Here is a 15584-nt window from a genome sequence, read left to right as displayed (position 1 = left end):
ACTGCCGGGCACGCCAGGGCGAGCTCAGGCCGTAGCCGGATAGGCTCGTGCCATGGACGTTGCCACCCTCCGCGGGATCTGCCTGAGCTTCCCCGGCGCCTTTGAGGACTTTCCCTTCGGCCCGGAGACCTCCGTCTTCAAGGTGCGGGCCGCCGTCGCAGGCGGCGCGCGGCAGGACGCCAAGATGTTCGCGGCGTCCGCCATGGACCCGGAGAACTGGTCCGTGAGCCTGAAATGCGAACCGGCCCTGGCCGAACAGCTGCGGGCCATCCATCCGGAAATCACCGGCGCCTGGCACATGAACAAAAGGCACTGGAACGGGGTCCGGCTGGACGGCTCCCTGCCCGATGACATGATCAAGGACATGGTGGAGGACTCCTACGACCTCGTGGTGGCCTCACTCAGCCAAAAGCAGCGGGAGCAGCTGGGCTGGGCAGGGCTCGCCCGGGGCGGCCAGGCATGAGCGGCAACCCCGCCGGCCGCATCGCGCGGGGAACACTGAACTATCCGGGCATTGGCTCCACCGAGCACGGCCAGGCACCGGAAGGATTCCCGTGCCTGGTGTCCCGGGCGTACCTCGGCGACGGGCCGGACATATATCGGCGGGTGGCGCAGGGAATCCTTGCCTGGGAGCTGCAGAAGCGCTCCGGGCTGCGCGTCCGCACCGACTCCGACGCCGTCGTGCCCGGCGCGCGCGTGGTGAGCGGATTCGGCGTCGGGCCCTTCCGGATCAACGCACCCTGCGAGGTGGTGTGGATGCACCAGCCGGTGCCCGGCGCCGGGCCGCAAAGCGCCGGCTTCGGATACGGCACACTGCCGGGCCATCCGGAGCGCGGCGAAGAGGCGTTTGAAGTGGCGATCGACGCCGCGGGGCGGGTCTTCCTGAGCATCACGGCCTTCAGCCGGCACTCCAACTGGTTCTACACCGCCGGCGGCCTCCTGGCCCGGGCGGCGCAGCGGCACGTCACTTCCCGATACATTGAAGGGGCACGTCAACTCGCCGCAGGTGAAAGCTGATCAGGAGAACGTACATGCTGGAACAGAAAACCCTTGACCAACTGTGGAACTTCGAGGACCCGGCCGGATCCGAAACCCGGTTCCGGGCGGCAGCGGCAGATGAAAACTACGACGCCGACGAACGGGCCGAGCTCGCCACCCAGCTGGGGCGGGCCATCGGGCTGCAGGGCCGCTACGAGGAAGCCGATGCCCTGCTGGATTCAATCGATGCCGACGAGCCCACCGTGGCCGTCCGGGTCCTGCTGGAACGCGGCCGCCTGCTGAATTCCAGCGGCCATCCGGCGATGGCCGTGCCCCTCTTTGAACAGGCCGCGGAACTGGCCGACCACCTCAGCGAGGAATTCCTTGCCGTTGATGCGCTGCACATGCTGGCGATCGCCGACTCCGCCCACGCGGCCTCGTGGACGCGGAGCGCCCTGGAGTACGCCTCCACGGTCCATGATCCGCGGACCAAGCGCTGGATGGTCTCGCTGCACAACAACCTCGGCTGGACGCTGCATGAGGCCGGGCGTTTCACCGAGGCGCTGGTCGAGTTCCAGCTCGCCGAGCAGTGGGCGGAGCGCGTCGGCACGCCCCGGCAGCAGGAGTGGGCCCGTGAGGCGATCGCCGAGTGCGAGCACTCGCTCTCGGCCAGTGCCGGGGCCGCATCCGCGCCTGCCGGACCGGCCGCCGCGCCGGCTGCTGTGCCGGCGGTTGCCGCGCCCGGTGAAACAATCGACTGACCGACCGCACCCAACGAAAGGCAACGCCCCGTGATCTTCATTGTCGTCAAGTTCAAGGTAAAACCGGACTGGTCCGATCAGTGGCTGGGCCTGGTGGAGGACTTCACCCGGGCCACGCGCCAGGAGCCCGGCAACCTGTGGTTCGACTGGTCGCGCAGCGTGGAGGACCCCAACGAGTTCGTGCTCGTGGAGGCCTTCAAGGACGACGCAGCCGGTGACCACGTCAACAGCGCACACTTCAAGAAAGCCATGGAGGACATGCCGCAGGCGCTGGCCGAGACGCCGCAGATCATCAGCCGCCAGCTCGACGGCGAGGGCTGGGACCGCATGGGCGAACTCACCATCTAACCCCGCTCACCCCGTCGATTGCTCCCCACCGGCCCCCTCGCCTCGCAAGCTCGGCCAGGGAACCCTGCCGGCGTGGGCCCAGGCGCCCTTATTAAGCCTCAAAAGGGCCTCTGCGGAGCAATCGATAGGCTAAGGGCATGTGGATCGGGTGGATCGAGTTCGACATCCTTCTGGGCGACGTTCACAGCCTCAAGGAGAAGCGCTCCGTGGTGCGGCCGCTGCTGGCGGAGCTCAAGCGCCGCTTCGACGTCTCCGTGGCCGAGGTCGGGGACCACGAGCAGTACCGGCGCACGCAGCTGGGCGCCGGCCTCGTGGCGGCGGACCGGGCGCATCTCGTGGAGGTGCTCACCGCCGTCGAACGCTTCGTCGCTGCCCTGCCTGAGCTCGAACTCCTCAGCGCCCGGCAGCGGGAGCTCCGCAGCGACGACTAACCACCCCCATCCCCTCATCGGGTGCTCTCTTACCCGTTCACCCCCCCGTCGATTGCTCCGTAGCTGCCGTTTTGAGGGCTAAAAAGGGCAGCTACGGAGCAACCGATGGGTGTTGTGGATAACTTCTGCGGGCGGCGCGCCGATCTGCTCTCATGAAGCCATGAAGACCGCACGCCCGCTCCCGCAGGAATTCGAGGGCCGCCCCTTCACTGTTGTGGAGGCCGCACATGCAGGAGTGTCGCTGAAGCGGCTGCGGCACCGTTCCGTGAAGACTCTCGGCAGGGGAATCCGTGTGCAAAGCCCGACGCCGGGGCTCCCTTTGAGCGTGCGGGTGCGGCCTTTCATTGAGGTCAATGAGCGATGCGCCGCGTCGCACCTCACCGCGGCGGAGCTTGGTTCGTTTCCGGTGCGGCAACAGAAGGAGGCTCTGCCGATGTACCACGTGATCAGGGCCGAGGGCGCGGCCCATCTCAACCGACCACATGTCAAGGTTCACCGGATGAAGCTCTACGACGACGAGGTCACGTTGCTGGACGGGATTCCCAACACCACCCCGGAGCGAACCTGGCTGGACCTGGCCGAAATACTGACCGTGGACGAACTAGTGGTGGCCGGCGACAGCTGCGTCCGGGTGCCTCTGCCTGAGTTCGAGGGCAGGGATGTGCCGCTGGGCTGGACCGAGGTCCGTATTTCCAAGCGGCATATGCACGATGACGCCAGGGCCGCGGTGGCCAAGATCCGCGCTGCGCTCGTTCAGGCGGGCTGGCGGCCCGGCCGTTAACGAACGATTGCTCCGCAACTGCCGTTTTGAGGGTTCAAAAGGGCAGTTGCGGAGCAATCGATGGAAATGCTAGCCGAAGTACTTCGGCAGGGTCGCCTCGTGGGCTTCGCGGAGGGCATCGAGGTTCATGGTCTCGACGCCGTTGATCTCCAGCGTGCCGCCCTCAGCGTCCACCACGCCGATCCGGATGTGCGCGAAGCCGCGGGCGGTGCACATGTCAGTGAAGCGGATTTCCTCCGAACGGGGCACCGCGACGACGGCGCGGCCTTGGGTCTCGGAGAACAGCGCCGTGAACAGGTCCACGCCGTCGCGGTCCAGGACGTCCTGCAACGCGATCCGGGCACCCGCGCCGTAGCGCAGGGACGACTCCACGAGGGCTGCGGCGAGGCCGCCTTCGGAGAGGTCGTGCGCGGAGTCCACCATGCCGTCGCGGGAGGCGTTGATCAGGATCTGCCCCAGTTCGCGCTCGGCATCGAGGTCAACCTTGGGCGGCAGGCCGCCGAGGTGTCCGCGCATGTTGGACCATTCCGAACCATCCAGCTCTGCCGCCGTCGTGCCGAGAAGGTAGATGGCCTGGCCGTCTTCCTTCCAGCCCGACGGTGTGCGGCGGGCGACGTCGTCGAACTTGCCCAGCACAGCCACCACGGGGGAGGGGTGGATGGGGGTGGTCCCGGTCTGGTTGTACAGCGACACGTTGCCGCCGGTGACCGGGATGCCCAGCACCATGCAGGCGTCGGACAGGCCCCGGATGGCTTCGGCCAGCTGCCACATGACGTCCGGATCCTCGGGGGAGCCGAAGTTCAAGCAGTCGCTGACGGCCATCGGCACGGCGCCGGAGGTGGCGACGTTGCGGTAGGCCTCGGCCAGCGCGAGCTGCGCGCCGTGGTACGGGTCGAGGTAGGTGTAGCGGCCGTTGGCGTCCGTGGCCAGGGCCACGCCCAGGCCGGTTTCCTCGTCAACCCGGACCACACCGGCGTCGTCCGGGAACGCCATGGCGGTGTTGCCGCCGACGTACCGGTCGTACTGCTTGGTGATCCAGGACTTGTCGCACATGTTCGGCGACGCGACGAGCTCGGTGATGGCTGCGGCCAGGTCCGCGGGGGCGGAGGGGCGGCCGGTGTCCTGCACGGAGCCGGTGAAGGAGTCGGCCTGGACGGCGTCCTGCCATTCGGGGCGGGCGTACGGGCGGTCGTAGACCGGACCGTCGTGGGCCACGGTGCGCGGGTCGACGTCGACGATCACGTCGCCTTCCCACGTGATGATCAGGCGGCCGGTGTCGGTGACCTCGCCGAGCCAGGAGTACTCCACGGCCCACTTGTCCATGACGGCCTCGAACGCGGCGATGTTCTCCGGGGTGACCACGGCCATCATGCGTTCCTGCGACTCGGACATCAGGATTTCGCCCGGGGTCAGGGTGGGGTCCCGGAGCAGGACGGAGGTCAGTTCGACTTCCATGCCGCCGTCGCCATTGGAGGCGAGCTCGGACGTGGCGCAGGAGATGCCCGCGGCGCCCAGGTCCTGGATGCCCTCAACGAGGGAACCCTTGAACAGCTCCAGGCAGCACTCGATCAGGACCTTCTCGGCGAAGGGGTCGCCCACCTGGACGGCGGGGCGCTTGGACGGCTTGGTGTCATCGAAGGACTCCGAGGCCAGCACGGAGGCGCCGCCGATGCCGTCGCCGCCGGTGCGGGCACCGAACAGCACGACTTTGTTGCCCTTGCCGGAGGCGTTGGCGAGGCGGATGTCCTCGTGGCGCATTACGCCGACGGCCAGCGCGTTGACCAGCGGGTTGCCCTGGTAGACGGAGTCGAAGACCATCTCGCCGCCGATGTTGGGCAGGCCCAGGGAGTTGCCGTAGCCGCCGATGCCGGCGACCGCGCCGTGCATGACGCGGGCGGTGTCCGGGTGGTCGATGGCGCCGAAGCGCAGCGGGTCCATCACGGCCACCGGGCGGGCGCCCATGGAGATGATGTCGCGGACAATGCCGCCGATGCCGGTTGCGGCGCCCTGGTAGGGCTCCACGAACGAGGGCGAGTTGTGGGACTCGATCTTGAACGTCACGGCCCAGCCGTCGCCCAGGTTGGTGACACCGGCGTTTTCGCCGATGCCCACGAGCATGTCCTTCTTCATTTCCTCGGTCACCTTGTCGCCGAATTGGCGCAGGTGGTTTTTGGAGGACTTGTAGGAGCAGTGTTCGCTCCACATCACCGAGTACATGGCGAGCTCGGCGCCGGTGGGGCGGCGGCCCAGGACCTTCACGACTTCGTCGAACTCGTTCTGCTTCAGGCCCAGTTCGGCCCAGGGGAGTTCGGTGTCCGGCGTCTTGGCCGCGTTCTCGACCGTGTCGATGTTGAACTTACGGGCGGTCTCCGCGGGCGCCGCCACTGCGGGTGTCTCCGTCATTTGTTGCCTCCCACGATTTTGTTCAGGACAGAGGTGAAGAAACCGAGGCCCTCGGTGCCGGCGCCGAGTTCGGGGCCGAAGCCGGCCTCCACGGCGTGCTCGGGGTGCGGCATGAGGCCCACCACGTTGCCTGCGGCGTTGGAGATGCCGGCGATGTCCCGGCGGGAGCCGTTCGGGTTGAAGCCGACGTAGCGGAACACGACGCGGCCTTCTGCCTCGAGCGCGTCCAGGGTCTTCTCGTCGGCGATGTACTGGCCGTCCTGGTTCTTCAGCGGCACGGTGATTTCCTGGCCGGCGGCATAGTCCCCGGTCCAGTCCGTCGTGTTGTTTTCCACGCGCAGGACCTGGTCGCGGCACATGAATTTCAGGTGATCGTTCTTGATCATCGAGCCGGGCAGCAGGTGCGACTCGGTGAGGATCTGGAAGCCGTTGCAGATGCCGAGGACGGGAAGCCTGGCGTCAGAATTGGCGGCGTCGATGATCTTGGACATCAGCGGCGCGAAGCGGGCGATGGCGCCGGCCCGGAGGTAGTCACCGTAGGAGAAACCGCCGGGGATCACGACGGCGTCAACGTCACCCAAGGTGGAGTCGGCGTGCCAGAGTTCTACGGGGGTGGCGCCGGCGAGGCGGACCGCGCGGGCGGCGTCGCGGTCATCCAGCGTCCCGGGGAAGGTGACCACGCCGATCTTCGCACCGGCCAGCCGGGGGTTGGCCGCGACGGCGATGGCTTCGCCGATCAGGGGGAGTTCAGTCATCTCAGGCCTCAACGACCTCGACGTTGACGACGTCCTCGATGACCGGGTTGGACAGCAGGGTCTCCGCGGCGTTGCGGGCCTGGGCCAGGATCTCCTCGGTCACCTCGCCGTCAACCGTGAGTTCGAAGCGCTTGCCCTGTCGGACAGAGCTGAAAGCGGTGAAGCCCAGCCGGGGCAGCGCACCGACGATGGCCTTCCCCTGCGGGTCCAGAATCTCGGGCTTGGGCATGACGTCGACAACGATCCGGGGCATCCGGCAACTCCTGTGCGTGAGCATTGGGTAAGGGCGCAGCGGAGTGGTGCCGTCTCACGCCGATCCGCTGTGTGTTGAAGACTGTTGGTGAATACACTGCTTTGTGAACACAACGTGAAAGGGCGCTCCGCGAGCTTGCATGCCCATTCTACCGGGCGCGGTGCGTCCGGCCGCATTCGGCTCCGGGAGTGTGAACGGAGCCCCGCCGGCAGGTCTTTGACGTCGGGAAAAGCCGTCCGCGACGTCGGCAAACGCCAACGGCAAACACAGGCGACAAACGCCATCGGGGGACGGCCGCGGCCACGGCAGCGGCCTATGGTCGGTGCTGCCGCAGGTCAGTAGGATGTGCGCATGGCTGAGAAACCGAAATCCGTGGTGCTGTCTGTTGTGGCCGTTGCAGTGTTCGCCGGCCTGGCCCGGATGGTCCTGCAGAAGATCAGGGCCGACCGTGCAGCGAGGGCGACCAACGTGGCCGGTCCCGTGGACGAGAAGACCCGGGCCTGGATCAGCGACGTGGTCCGCACGCCGCGCCAATAGGCCAGGCCCCGAAGCGACGCAGTTGGTGCACACCCGTGGCGGCCGGAAGTTGCGTTTGACGCAGTTCAGCAGGCCAGCCATCGCATCGTGTCGTGGCGCGTGACAAATTTTAAATACCTTCTTGTGGTGTATGTCATATCCAGCTCTCAGTCTGTACTGTATGAATCGGCTGGTATCCGTCGGGGCAGGCCGGGCGATCGCCCGGCGTCCCGCCAGTCCGTAGGGCCCGGTGTCGCAGCCGGGCCGTTCCTTTACGAAAGGTTCATCACTCGTGACATCACCAGGAAAGAGCTTCCTTCGAAGCGGGGGACTCAGGAGGGCCGCGGCACTGACCCTGGGCTTGCCGGTTCTTCTGTCCAGCATCGCGATCGCCCCCGCCAACGCGGCCCCCGCACAAGGACCGGCCGCGGCCGGTGTGGCGCAGAAGAATGTTGATCCAAACACTTACAAGGACGGCCGCTACATTGTGGTCCTAGCGGAAAAGCCGTCCGCAACCTACGACGGCGGGACCGCCGGTATGCCGGCGACGAAGCCCGCGACCGGCAAGAAGCTCGATGCCAACAGGGCCGAGGTCAAGCAGTACAAGACGCACCTGGAGCAGAAGCAGGCCCAGGTCGCCGGCCAGCAAGGCGTCAAGATCCAGCGCCAGTTCACCGCGGCCCTCAACGGCTTCAGCGCGAAGCTGACCGCGGACCAGGCCATCAAGCTGGCCAAGGACCCCTCTGTCCTGGTGGTCGCGCCGGACACCGAGAACGCACCGGACTACTCCAGCACCGACTTCCTGAAGCTCAGCGGGCCCAACGGCACCTGGAACACGAAGTTCGGCGGCCAGGATGCGGCAGGCAAGGGCGTCGTGGTGGGTGTCATCGATACCGGCTACACCCCGTCCAGCGCCTTCTTCGCCGGCCAGGAGGTCAAGCCGCTCAGCGGTGATCCCGTGGTCGGCGTTCCCTACCGCACGGCGGACGGCAAGATCGAGATGCTTAAAGCCGACGGCGAGCTGTTCAAGGGCGAGTGCCAGGCCGGCACCGACTTCGACGGCACCGCCTGCAACTCGAAGGTCCTGAGCGCCCGCTATTTCGGCGAGGACTTCGCCGCCACGGTCCCGCCGGAAAACTGGGCCCCGGGTGAGCGGCTGTCACCGGTCGACGCCGCCAGCCACGGAACCCACACCGCCAGCACGGCTGCCGGCAACGCCAACGTCGAACCCGTGGTTGACGGCCGCAGTTTCGGCAAGACCAGCGGCATGGCGCCGGCCGCAAAGCTGGCCATCTACAAGGTCTGTTGGGAAGACAACGATCCCAACACCGGCGGCTGCTACTCCTCAGCATCCGTCGACGCCATTAACCAGGCCGTCCAGGACGGCGTGGACGTCCTGAACTACTCCATCTCCGGCGCCACGGACACCACCACCGACCCCGTATCCATGGCGTTCCTGTCGGCAGCCTCGGCCGGCGTCTTCGTGGCTGTTTCCGCCGGCAACTCCGGTCCGACGGCCGGCACCGTGAACCACGGCGCCCCGTGGCTGACCACGGTCGCCGCCACCAGCTTCTCGCAGGAGCTGCAGGGCACGGCCGAGTTCTCCGACGGCAGCAAGTACCGCGGCGCCAGCATCATGAACAGCCAGGTCACCAACGCCGGCGTCGTGCTGGCAGCCAACGTGGGAGCCGCCGGGAGCGCCAACCCGACCCTGTGCGGCAAAGGCACGCTGGACCCGGCCAAGATCGCCGGCAAGGTAGTGGTCTGTGACCGCGGCGTCGTTGACCGCGTCGAAAAGAGCGCCGAGGTCAAGCGCGGCGGCGGCGTAGGCATGATCCTGGTCAACCTCACCGCATCCTCCCTGGACACGGACAAGCACTCGGTGCCCACCGTCCACGTGAACCCGCCCGCCACCGAGGCCATCAAGGCCAAGGTCACCGCCAACCCGGCCATCACCGTGTCGCTGGTGAACAAGGACACCACGGGCCTGCCCCTCGAGGCGCAGCCGCAGATCGCCGGGTTCTCCTCCCGCGGCCCGCTGCTGGCCGCCGGCTCGGACCTCCTCAAGCCCGACGTCGCCGCCCCCGGCGTGGCCGTGCTGGCCGGCGTTTCGCCGATCGGCACCGGAGGGGACAACTTCGGATTCCTCTCCGGCACCTCCATGGCATCTCCGCATGTAGCCGGCTTCGGCGCACTGATCCTGGGCAAGAACCCCAAGTGGTCCCCGGCCGCGGTCAAGTCCGCGATGATGACCACCACGAGCGACGTCAAGAACGCCGACGGGTCGAAGAACACCGATGTCTTCGCCACCGGTGCGGGCCAGGTGGACCCGGCGCGCGTGCTGGATCCGGGCCTGGTCTACGACGCCACCACGGATGACTACCTGGCGTTCATCCAGGGCACCGGTATCGACCTCGGAATCCCGGGGATCGGCACCACCAAGCCGCGGGACATGAACCTCCCGTCCTTCGCCCTGGGCAACCTGACCGGAAAGATTGAGGTCACCCGCACGGTGACTGCCCTGACTCCTGGGGTCTACCGGGCTAAGTTCAGCGTTCCCGGCATCAAGGTCAACGTGACCCCGTCCGTGCTGAGCTTCAACGCCGCAGGCGAAAAGCGCACGTTCAAGGTCTCCTTCGAGAACCAGGGCGCACCCCTGGGCAAGTTCGCGACCGGTTCGCTGACCTGGCAGGGCGCCAACAAGAACGTGGCGTCGCCGATCGCGGTCCGTCCGCAGTCGGTCGTGGCCCTGCCCGATGTTGCCTTCACCTCCGAGGGCGGCACCGGATCCGGCGCCATCAAGGTGATCTCCGGGACCAACTCGCCCGTCCAGATGACCCTCGACGGCCTGTCGAAGGCCGACTCCACCGCCGTCGAGCTCGTCCCCGGACCGTTCACTGGCGGCACGGACGCCTCGAACGTCATCAAGACGGTCCAGGTCCCGGCAGGATCGCCGCTGGCAAAGTTCTCGGTCATTTCCGCGGACCCCAACGCTGACTTCGACATGTACGTCATGACCCCGGACGGCCCGCTGACGGTCGCAACGTCGTCAGCCAGCGAATCGGTATCCATCCCCAACCCCACGCCGGGCGAATACACGATCTACGCAAACCTGTTCGCCAGCCCGAACAACCAGGCCACCAAGGCCTCGGTGGACTCTGCCGTGCTGGGCGTGGTGGTGGGCAAGGCCTCGCTGAATCCGAACCCGCTGCGGTTGACCAACGGCACGGCAGGGACCGTCGCGCTGAACTGGCAGGGCCTGCCCACCGGTTCCTACATCGGCCGGGTCACCTTCGCCGGTGCCAGCGAGCCGACGTTCGTCTCGGTCCTAGTGACCCCGGCCGGGGCCGTCGTGGTACCGCCGACCTCGGAGGACCAGGACTGCAACGACGGTCCGGGTGACAACGCCGGTGGCGACAACGGCCACAAGGACAAAAGGGACAAGGGCAAGAAGGTGAAGAGCGAGACGGGCAAGATCCAGAACAGCGCTCAGTCCTTCACCCCGGACAACTCCATCTAGGTCAGCTTCTCAGACCGACACAGGCACCAAAAACGGCAACGGCCGGCGGTTCCCACCGCCGGCCGTTCCCGTTTAAGTTGCGGGCAGTTGGCCGCGGGGCGGCTGCCGGCGCGGGCGTCGAGGCCGGGCTTCGAGGCCGGGCGGCCGGCACCGGCAACGGCGCACCAGAGCCGGCGCAAAAAAAGTCAGATGGCGCCCGTGCTCCCCGCAGTGCCGCCGAGCAGCGGCGCCAGGGCGCGCCAGCGGGCGATTTCGCAGCCGTCGGTCCGGCTGAAGCGGCTGTTGACCTGGCGGCCAAGGTACCAGCCGGTCACGACGGCGGTCTGCGGGCCGCCGTACTGCTGAGTGCAAAGCCGCGGCGGGCCCGGTTGGGGGAAGAAGATGGCCTCGCCGTGGCGCCGGACGGCATCCAGGGCCGCCGCCGGGTCCGGCAGGGTGGAGGCGGCGGAGGGGCCGCCGTCGTCGGCTTCCAGTCGGAACATGTATTCCGGGCCGCCGGGAGCCTCGGTGAGGCAGACGGTCAGGTCCACGTTGTTGCGGTCCTGCGCGGCGTCTTGCGAGCTGGCGGTGTCGGTCATGACGGTCCCTTCGCAGTGTTGTCCGGCGCCGGATGCCGGTCCCCGGTCGCGGGGCCGGTCATGGCGGCGGCTTTGAGCAGGGGTGTCAGCTCCTGCAGCAGCCGCTCCCGGAGCTGCTGCGACTCGGCCGCGAACGCCCGCTGGTATTCAACGTACTCGGCTTTGCCGTCCGGTGTTTCAATCCGGATGGCCGGATATCCCCAGTCGGCAAGGTCGTAGGGGGAGGCCTGCATGTCCATGGCCCGGATCCGCCACGAGAGTTCGAAGCAGTCCATGACAAGTCCGCTGGGCAGCAGCGGGGAAAGCTTGTAGGCCCACTTGTACAGGTCCATGTTGGCGTGCAGGCAGCCGGGCTGCTCCAGGGTTCTCTGGTTCTCCCTGCTGGGCACCAGGGCGTTGAGCGGAACGGCGTCCGGCGTGTAGAAACGGAAGGCGTCAAAATGCGAACACCGGATCCGGTTTTCCTCCACCACCTCGTCGGTGCGCCCGGACCCCAGCCGCAGCTGCAGGTACTCGTGCCGGAGGTCGAACTTGTCCTGCCGGTAGACCATGGCCCACTCGTGCAGCCCGAAGCAGCCGAACTGCGCCGGACGCGCGGCGGTCCCGGCGAGGATGATCCCGGCGAACTGCAGTGCCTCCCGGCGGTCCCTCAGAAAGGCGCCGACGTCGACAGTCACCGCCGGCGAGTCCGCCGGCAGCCCGGCTGCGGCGCGTTCGGCGTCGTCGGCCGCCCGGTAGTGCTTCCAGCCGGTCCGCTCCGCGGCCTCGGGGCCGGAGAGCACGACGCCGGCGCCCGGGTGCCAGCGCAGCAGCTGTCCGGGCTTCTGGGTGTAGTAGGTGAAGAGGAAATCCTCCACCGGGTGCTTCCGCCCGGCGGAGCGCCGCTCGAGGTAGGGACCCGCGTAGCGGCGGACGCGCTGCTGGTGGGCGGCCTGGCGCGGCAGCCATTCTTCCTGCTGGAGATGCAAGGGCCTAGCTCTTCCCGCCGGTTGAGCCCAGGACGTCCTTGGCGGCGTTCCAGGCGGCGATTTCGCAGCCGTCCTTCAAGCTGAAGGTCGCCTGAACCGGGTGACCGTCCACGACGCCGGTGACAGTCGCCACCTGCGGGCCACCGTATTGCTGGGTGCAGGTCCGGTCCTTGCCGGCCGGAACGGGGCTGAGGATGGCCGGGTTGTTCTTGATGGCGATGCACGCCGCGGCGGCGTTGGGGTGCTGGCTTTCGGCCGCAGGAACCCCGTTCTGGCAGACGAGCGTGAAGTTGGTCGCGGCGGCGGTTTCGGACGGCTTGATCATGATGGCGAGCTCGGCGTTGCCTTGCCCGGGGCCGGACGGCAGAGGGACTGCGGAGGGTGACGGTGCCGGGGCCGTCGTTTCTGTTTCCGGCGAAGGGGAGCCGGACGGCGCCGTTGGCGAGGGGGAGGGCGACGCGGAAGGGGTGCCCGTCGTCGTGCTGGGAGAGGGGGAGGGGCTGGGCCCGCCGTTCGGTGTGCAGGCGGTCAAGCCGGCGACGGCCATCAGGACAGCCGCCAGAACAAGTGCCGGGCGGCCCGATTGCGTAAGCATCAGCAGTCCTCCTCTGTTTTGCCCAGTCTACCGCCGGTGCACTTCGTCCGGGCCCGGGCGTGTGGCGGCGATCAGGTCCATCATGGTCGCGTGCAGCTCCCCGACCTGTTCCCGCGTCAGGCCCAGCCGGGCCATCATGATGCCCGGGACGGCGGTGGCCTGCTCTCGAAGGGCGGCACCGCGGGGTGTCAGCCGGACATCGAGGGTGCGCTCGTTGCCCTCCATCCGCTGGCGGGTGATGAATCCTGCAGTTTCGAGGCGGCGCAGCAGGGGCGAGATGGTTGCAGGCTCCTGGGCCAGGGCGTCGCTGATGTCGCGGACCGACCGTGGGCTCGCTTCCCAGAGGCACAACATGACGAGGTACTGCGGGTGGGTCAGGCCGAGCTTGTCCAGGACGGGTTTGTAGGCGCCTACGACGCTGCGGGAGGCCACGGTCAGGGCGAAGCAGAGCTGCTGCTCCAAAAGGAGGTCGTCCCGCTCCGCCTGTGAGTCCTGCGCTGCTTGGGTTGTTGGGGTTCCTTCGGTCACACCGGCTCCTTCAGATGATTAGTGCACTAATGATTAGCGTACACTGGGAGCATTGTCTTGTTCCCAGGAAAGGATAGCCATGGCCAAGGAAAACGCCGTCGAGAGGTTCATGCGGGCCACCGGAAAGTTCCGGGCGGTTTTCGGCCCGGCCAACCGCAGTTCGCTCGGTCACGAGATGACCGAGACGAACCGGCGGCTGCTGGCGATGCGGCAGGCCGAGACCGAACAGTGGGAGACCTTGCACCGGCCCGACGGCAGCACCTATGTGGTGCCCCGCAACCCGGACGACAAGTCCCTGCGGTAGGCCCTTTTTCCACGGCACCCACCCGGGCCATTTCCCACGTCCGGGCGTAAAATGAGGGCACTGACACACCGCTGTGCAGCTTCCTGAATCACCCGGGACGAGGAAAGGGGGTGGGACCAGTGACACAAGCGGTCAGGCGATTCATGAACGCGACCGACAAGCTGAGGCTTCTGTTCGGACCGGCAAACCGGGGCGACACCGCGGCGCCTGTTGTCCACCGGCATGACGACTTCGAGCACGCCTCCGAAGATGACCTGGCAGGTTTCGAGGTCGAGACGGACTCGCACGGACACCACTACGCAGTCCGGAAGACGGACCTCTGGAAAGAAGAGGTCTGAGAAAGAGATGGAGAAGGGAGCGGCAGGCGCCGCTCCCTTCTCCATCTCTATGCGTCTCTTGTGCGGCCCGGGGCCCGCCCGGGTGCGCAACCGGTTTGTTTGCGCCGGCCGGTTTGTCGAGCCGGCCGCTTGGCGGCTGTTTAGCGGCCGGTGCCGCCGTAGACCGTGGCCTCGTCCTCGCTGTCGAGGTCGAACGCCCTGTGGATGGCGCGGACGGCGTCGTCGAGCAGGTCCGCGTGGGTGACCACGGAGATCCGGATCTCCGAGGTGGAGATCATGTTGATGTTGATGCCGGCCTCGGAGAGGGCCGCGAAGAAGCGTGCGGACACCCCCGGGTGGGAACGCATGCCGGCGCCGATCAGCGACAGCTTGCCGATCTTCTCGTTGTATTCGATGCTCTCGAAGCCGATCCGCTCCTGGGCGGCGTGCAGGGCCGCCAAGGCCTCGGCGCCCTCGACGATCGGGAGCGTGAAGGAGATGTCCGTCCGGCCCGTGCCGTGGGTGGAGACGTTCTGGACGATCATGTCAATGTTCGAGTGGGCATCCGCGATGACCTGGAAAATCGCTGCAGCCTTGCCGGGGATGTCCGGTACGCCGACAACCGTGACCTTGGCTTCGGAACGGTCGTGTGCAACGCCGGAGATGATTGGCTGCTCCAAGGCAACTCCCTCTTGAGTCGTAATCTTGTCATCGGCGCCGGGCAGGACCCAGGTGCCTTCATTCTGGCTGAATGAGGAACGGACGTGCAACGGTACACCGAAGCGGCGGGCATATTCGACGCAGCGCAGGTGCAGGATCTTCGCGCCGGACGCCGCCAGTTCCAGCATTTCCTCGCTGGAGATGCGGTCGATCTTCTTCGCGGACGCGACGACGCGGGGGTCGGCCGTGTAGACGCCGTCGACGTCGGTGAAAATCTCGCACACATCGGCCTCGAGCGCCGCGGCGAGGGCCACCGCCGTCGTGTCCGAACCACCGCGCCCGAGCGTGGTGATCTCGTTCGTGGTGTGGCTCATGCCCTGGAATCCGGCCACAATCGCGATGTGCCCCTTATCCAGAGCGGTGCGGATGCGGTGCGGGTCGACGGCGATGATCCGGGCCTTGCCGTGGATGCCGTCGGTGATCATGCCGGCCTGGGACCCGGTGAAGGACTGGGCCGAGGCGCCGAACTTGTTGATGGCCATGGCCAGCAGCGCCATGGAGATGCGTTCGCCGGCGGAAAGGAGCATGTCCATTTCGCGGGCGGGCGCGGAATCGGTCACCTGCCCGGCGAGGTCAAGGAGCTCGTCCGTGGTGTCGCCCATGGCGGAAACCACCACAACGACCTCGTCGCCGGCGTTCTGGGCATCCACCACCCGGCGGGCGACGCGCTTGATGCCCTCCGCGTCCGCCACCGACGAACCGCCGAATTTCTTCACGACAAGGTGCTTGGTGGTGGCGGCCGAGACGGGCAGCGTCTGCGATCCGGGCTGGACTTCGGTTGTGGGCAAACTCATTCGCGCACCCTCACTGGATCATCGGGGTTCTGGG

Annotated in this window: 18 protein-coding genes; 10 read left to right on the top strand and 8 right to left on the bottom strand. The window is 67.3% G+C overall.

The features are described from left to right. Positions 1-52: 52 nt before the first annotated feature. The 6 genes from AB4089_RS04285 (at position 53) to AB4089_RS04260 (ending at position 3299) form a co-directional block, all read left to right on the top strand. On the top strand, positions 53-463 hold the full coding sequence (locus AB4089_RS04285; protein ID WP_441408060.1) for an MmcQ/YjbR family DNA-binding protein: 411 nt from the start codon (positions 53-55) through the stop codon (positions 461-463). Beyond that, entirely contained in the window at positions 460-1017 is a 558-nt protein-coding gene (locus AB4089_RS04280) for a DUF1990 family protein (RefSeq protein WP_441408059.1), read from the top strand. Before AB4089_RS04285 ends, AB4089_RS04280 begins: the two co-directional genes overlap by 4 nt. A gap of 14 nt (positions 1018-1031) precedes the next feature. Next, the gene (locus tag AB4089_RS04275; protein ID WP_441408058.1) at positions 1032-1739 is read left to right on the top strand and encodes a hypothetical protein; all 708 of its coding nucleotides are present in this window, start codon (positions 1032-1034) and stop codon (positions 1737-1739) included. Positions 1740-1769: 30 nt separating this feature from the next. Further along, positions 1770-2087: a putative quinol monooxygenase gene (locus AB4089_RS04270; RefSeq protein WP_441408057.1), complete on the top strand. Its 318-nt coding sequence runs from the start codon at positions 1770-1772 to the stop codon at positions 2085-2087. 137 nt (positions 2088-2224) lie between these two features. Further along, complete coding sequence (locus AB4089_RS04265; RefSeq protein ID WP_441408056.1) at positions 2225-2518, top strand: DUF503 domain-containing protein; 294 nt, start codon at positions 2225-2227, stop codon at positions 2516-2518. A 160-nt stretch (positions 2519-2678) separates the two neighbouring features. Beyond that, a complete protein-coding gene (locus tag AB4089_RS04260; protein WP_441408055.1) occupies positions 2679-3299 on the top strand; it encodes a hypothetical protein in 621 nt (206 codons plus the stop codon). A gap of 69 nt (positions 3300-3368) precedes the next feature. Here the strand turns inward: AB4089_RS04260 and purL are convergent, their stop codons facing one another. From purL to purS, 3 genes are read right to left on the bottom strand one after another with little or no spacing between them, the layout of a single operon-like run. Then, positions 3369-5702, bottom strand: coding sequence for a phosphoribosylformylglycinamidine synthase subunit PurL (purL, locus tag AB4089_RS04255; RefSeq protein ID WP_441408054.1), 2334 nt, complete (start codon positions 5700-5702; stop codon positions 3369-3371). After that, a complete protein-coding gene (purQ, locus tag AB4089_RS04250) occupies positions 5699-6457 on the bottom strand; it encodes a phosphoribosylformylglycinamidine synthase subunit PurQ (RefSeq protein ID WP_441408053.1) in 759 nt (252 codons plus the stop codon). Before purQ ends, purL begins: the two co-directional genes overlap by 4 nt. A 1-nt stretch (position 6458) precedes the next feature. After that, a complete protein-coding gene (purS, locus tag AB4089_RS04245) occupies positions 6459-6710 on the bottom strand; it encodes a phosphoribosylformylglycinamidine synthase subunit PurS (RefSeq protein WP_011690410.1) in 252 nt (83 codons plus the stop codon). Positions 6711-7061: 351 nt separating this feature from the next. Between purS and AB4089_RS04240 the strand changes: the two genes are divergently transcribed. Continuing rightward, the gene (locus AB4089_RS04240) at positions 7062-7247 is read left to right on the top strand and encodes a hypothetical protein (RefSeq protein ID WP_441408052.1); all 186 of its coding nucleotides are present in this window, start codon (positions 7062-7064) and stop codon (positions 7245-7247) included. A gap of 271 nt (positions 7248-7518) precedes the next feature. Further along, positions 7519-10746, top strand: a complete 3228-nt coding sequence (locus AB4089_RS04235) for a S8 family serine peptidase (protein WP_441408051.1) — start codon at positions 7519-7521, stop codon at positions 10744-10746. A 185-nt stretch (positions 10747-10931) separates the two neighbouring features. Here AB4089_RS04235 and AB4089_RS04230 read toward each other — a convergent pair whose 3' ends face one another. From AB4089_RS04230 to AB4089_RS04215, 4 genes are read right to left on the bottom strand one after another with little or no spacing between them, the layout of a single operon-like run. After that, the gene (locus AB4089_RS04230) at positions 10932-11324 is read right to left on the bottom strand and encodes a serine protease inhibitor (RefSeq protein WP_441408050.1); all 393 of its coding nucleotides are present in this window, start codon (positions 11322-11324) and stop codon (positions 10932-10934) included. After that, positions 11321-12292, bottom strand: coding sequence for a 3-methyladenine DNA glycosylase (locus AB4089_RS04225; protein ID WP_441408049.1), 972 nt, complete (start codon positions 12290-12292; stop codon positions 11321-11323). The genes AB4089_RS04230 and AB4089_RS04225 overlap by 4 nt, the downstream gene beginning before the upstream one ends. A gap of 4 nt (positions 12293-12296) precedes the next feature. Continuing rightward, complete coding sequence (locus tag AB4089_RS04220) at positions 12297-12887, bottom strand: SSI family serine proteinase inhibitor (RefSeq protein WP_441408048.1); 591 nt, start codon at positions 12885-12887, stop codon at positions 12297-12299. Positions 12888-12914: 27 nt separating this feature from the next. Then, on the bottom strand, positions 12915-13415 hold the full coding sequence (locus AB4089_RS04215) for a MarR family winged helix-turn-helix transcriptional regulator (protein ID WP_441408047.1): 501 nt from the start codon (positions 13413-13415) through the stop codon (positions 12915-12917). 79 nt (positions 13416-13494) lie between these two features. On the opposite strand from AB4089_RS04215, the gene AB4089_RS04210 reads away from it, so the two are divergent. Then, the gene (locus AB4089_RS04210) at positions 13495-13719 is read left to right on the top strand and encodes a hypothetical protein (protein WP_441408046.1); all 225 of its coding nucleotides are present in this window, start codon (positions 13495-13497) and stop codon (positions 13717-13719) included. A 143-nt stretch (positions 13720-13862) separates the two neighbouring features. Continuing rightward, the gene (locus tag AB4089_RS04205; RefSeq protein WP_441408045.1) at positions 13863-14057 is read left to right on the top strand and encodes a hypothetical protein; all 195 of its coding nucleotides are present in this window, start codon (positions 13863-13865) and stop codon (positions 14055-14057) included. 140 nt (positions 14058-14197) lie between these two features. On the opposite strand, the gene AB4089_RS04200 is transcribed toward AB4089_RS04205, so the two are convergent. Then, positions 14198-15550, bottom strand: coding sequence for an aspartate kinase (locus AB4089_RS04200; protein ID WP_441408044.1), 1353 nt, complete (start codon positions 15548-15550; stop codon positions 14198-14200). Between the last annotated feature and the right edge of the window lie 34 nt (positions 15551-15584).

It is taken from the genome of Arthrobacter sp. 2MCAF15, assembly GCF_052115605.1.
Classification (GTDB): Bacteria; Actinomycetota; Actinomycetes; order Actinomycetales; family Micrococcaceae; genus Arthrobacter.
Note: the sequence above shows the minus strand (reverse complement) of the source record. Positions and strands in the feature narration are given on the sequence as shown.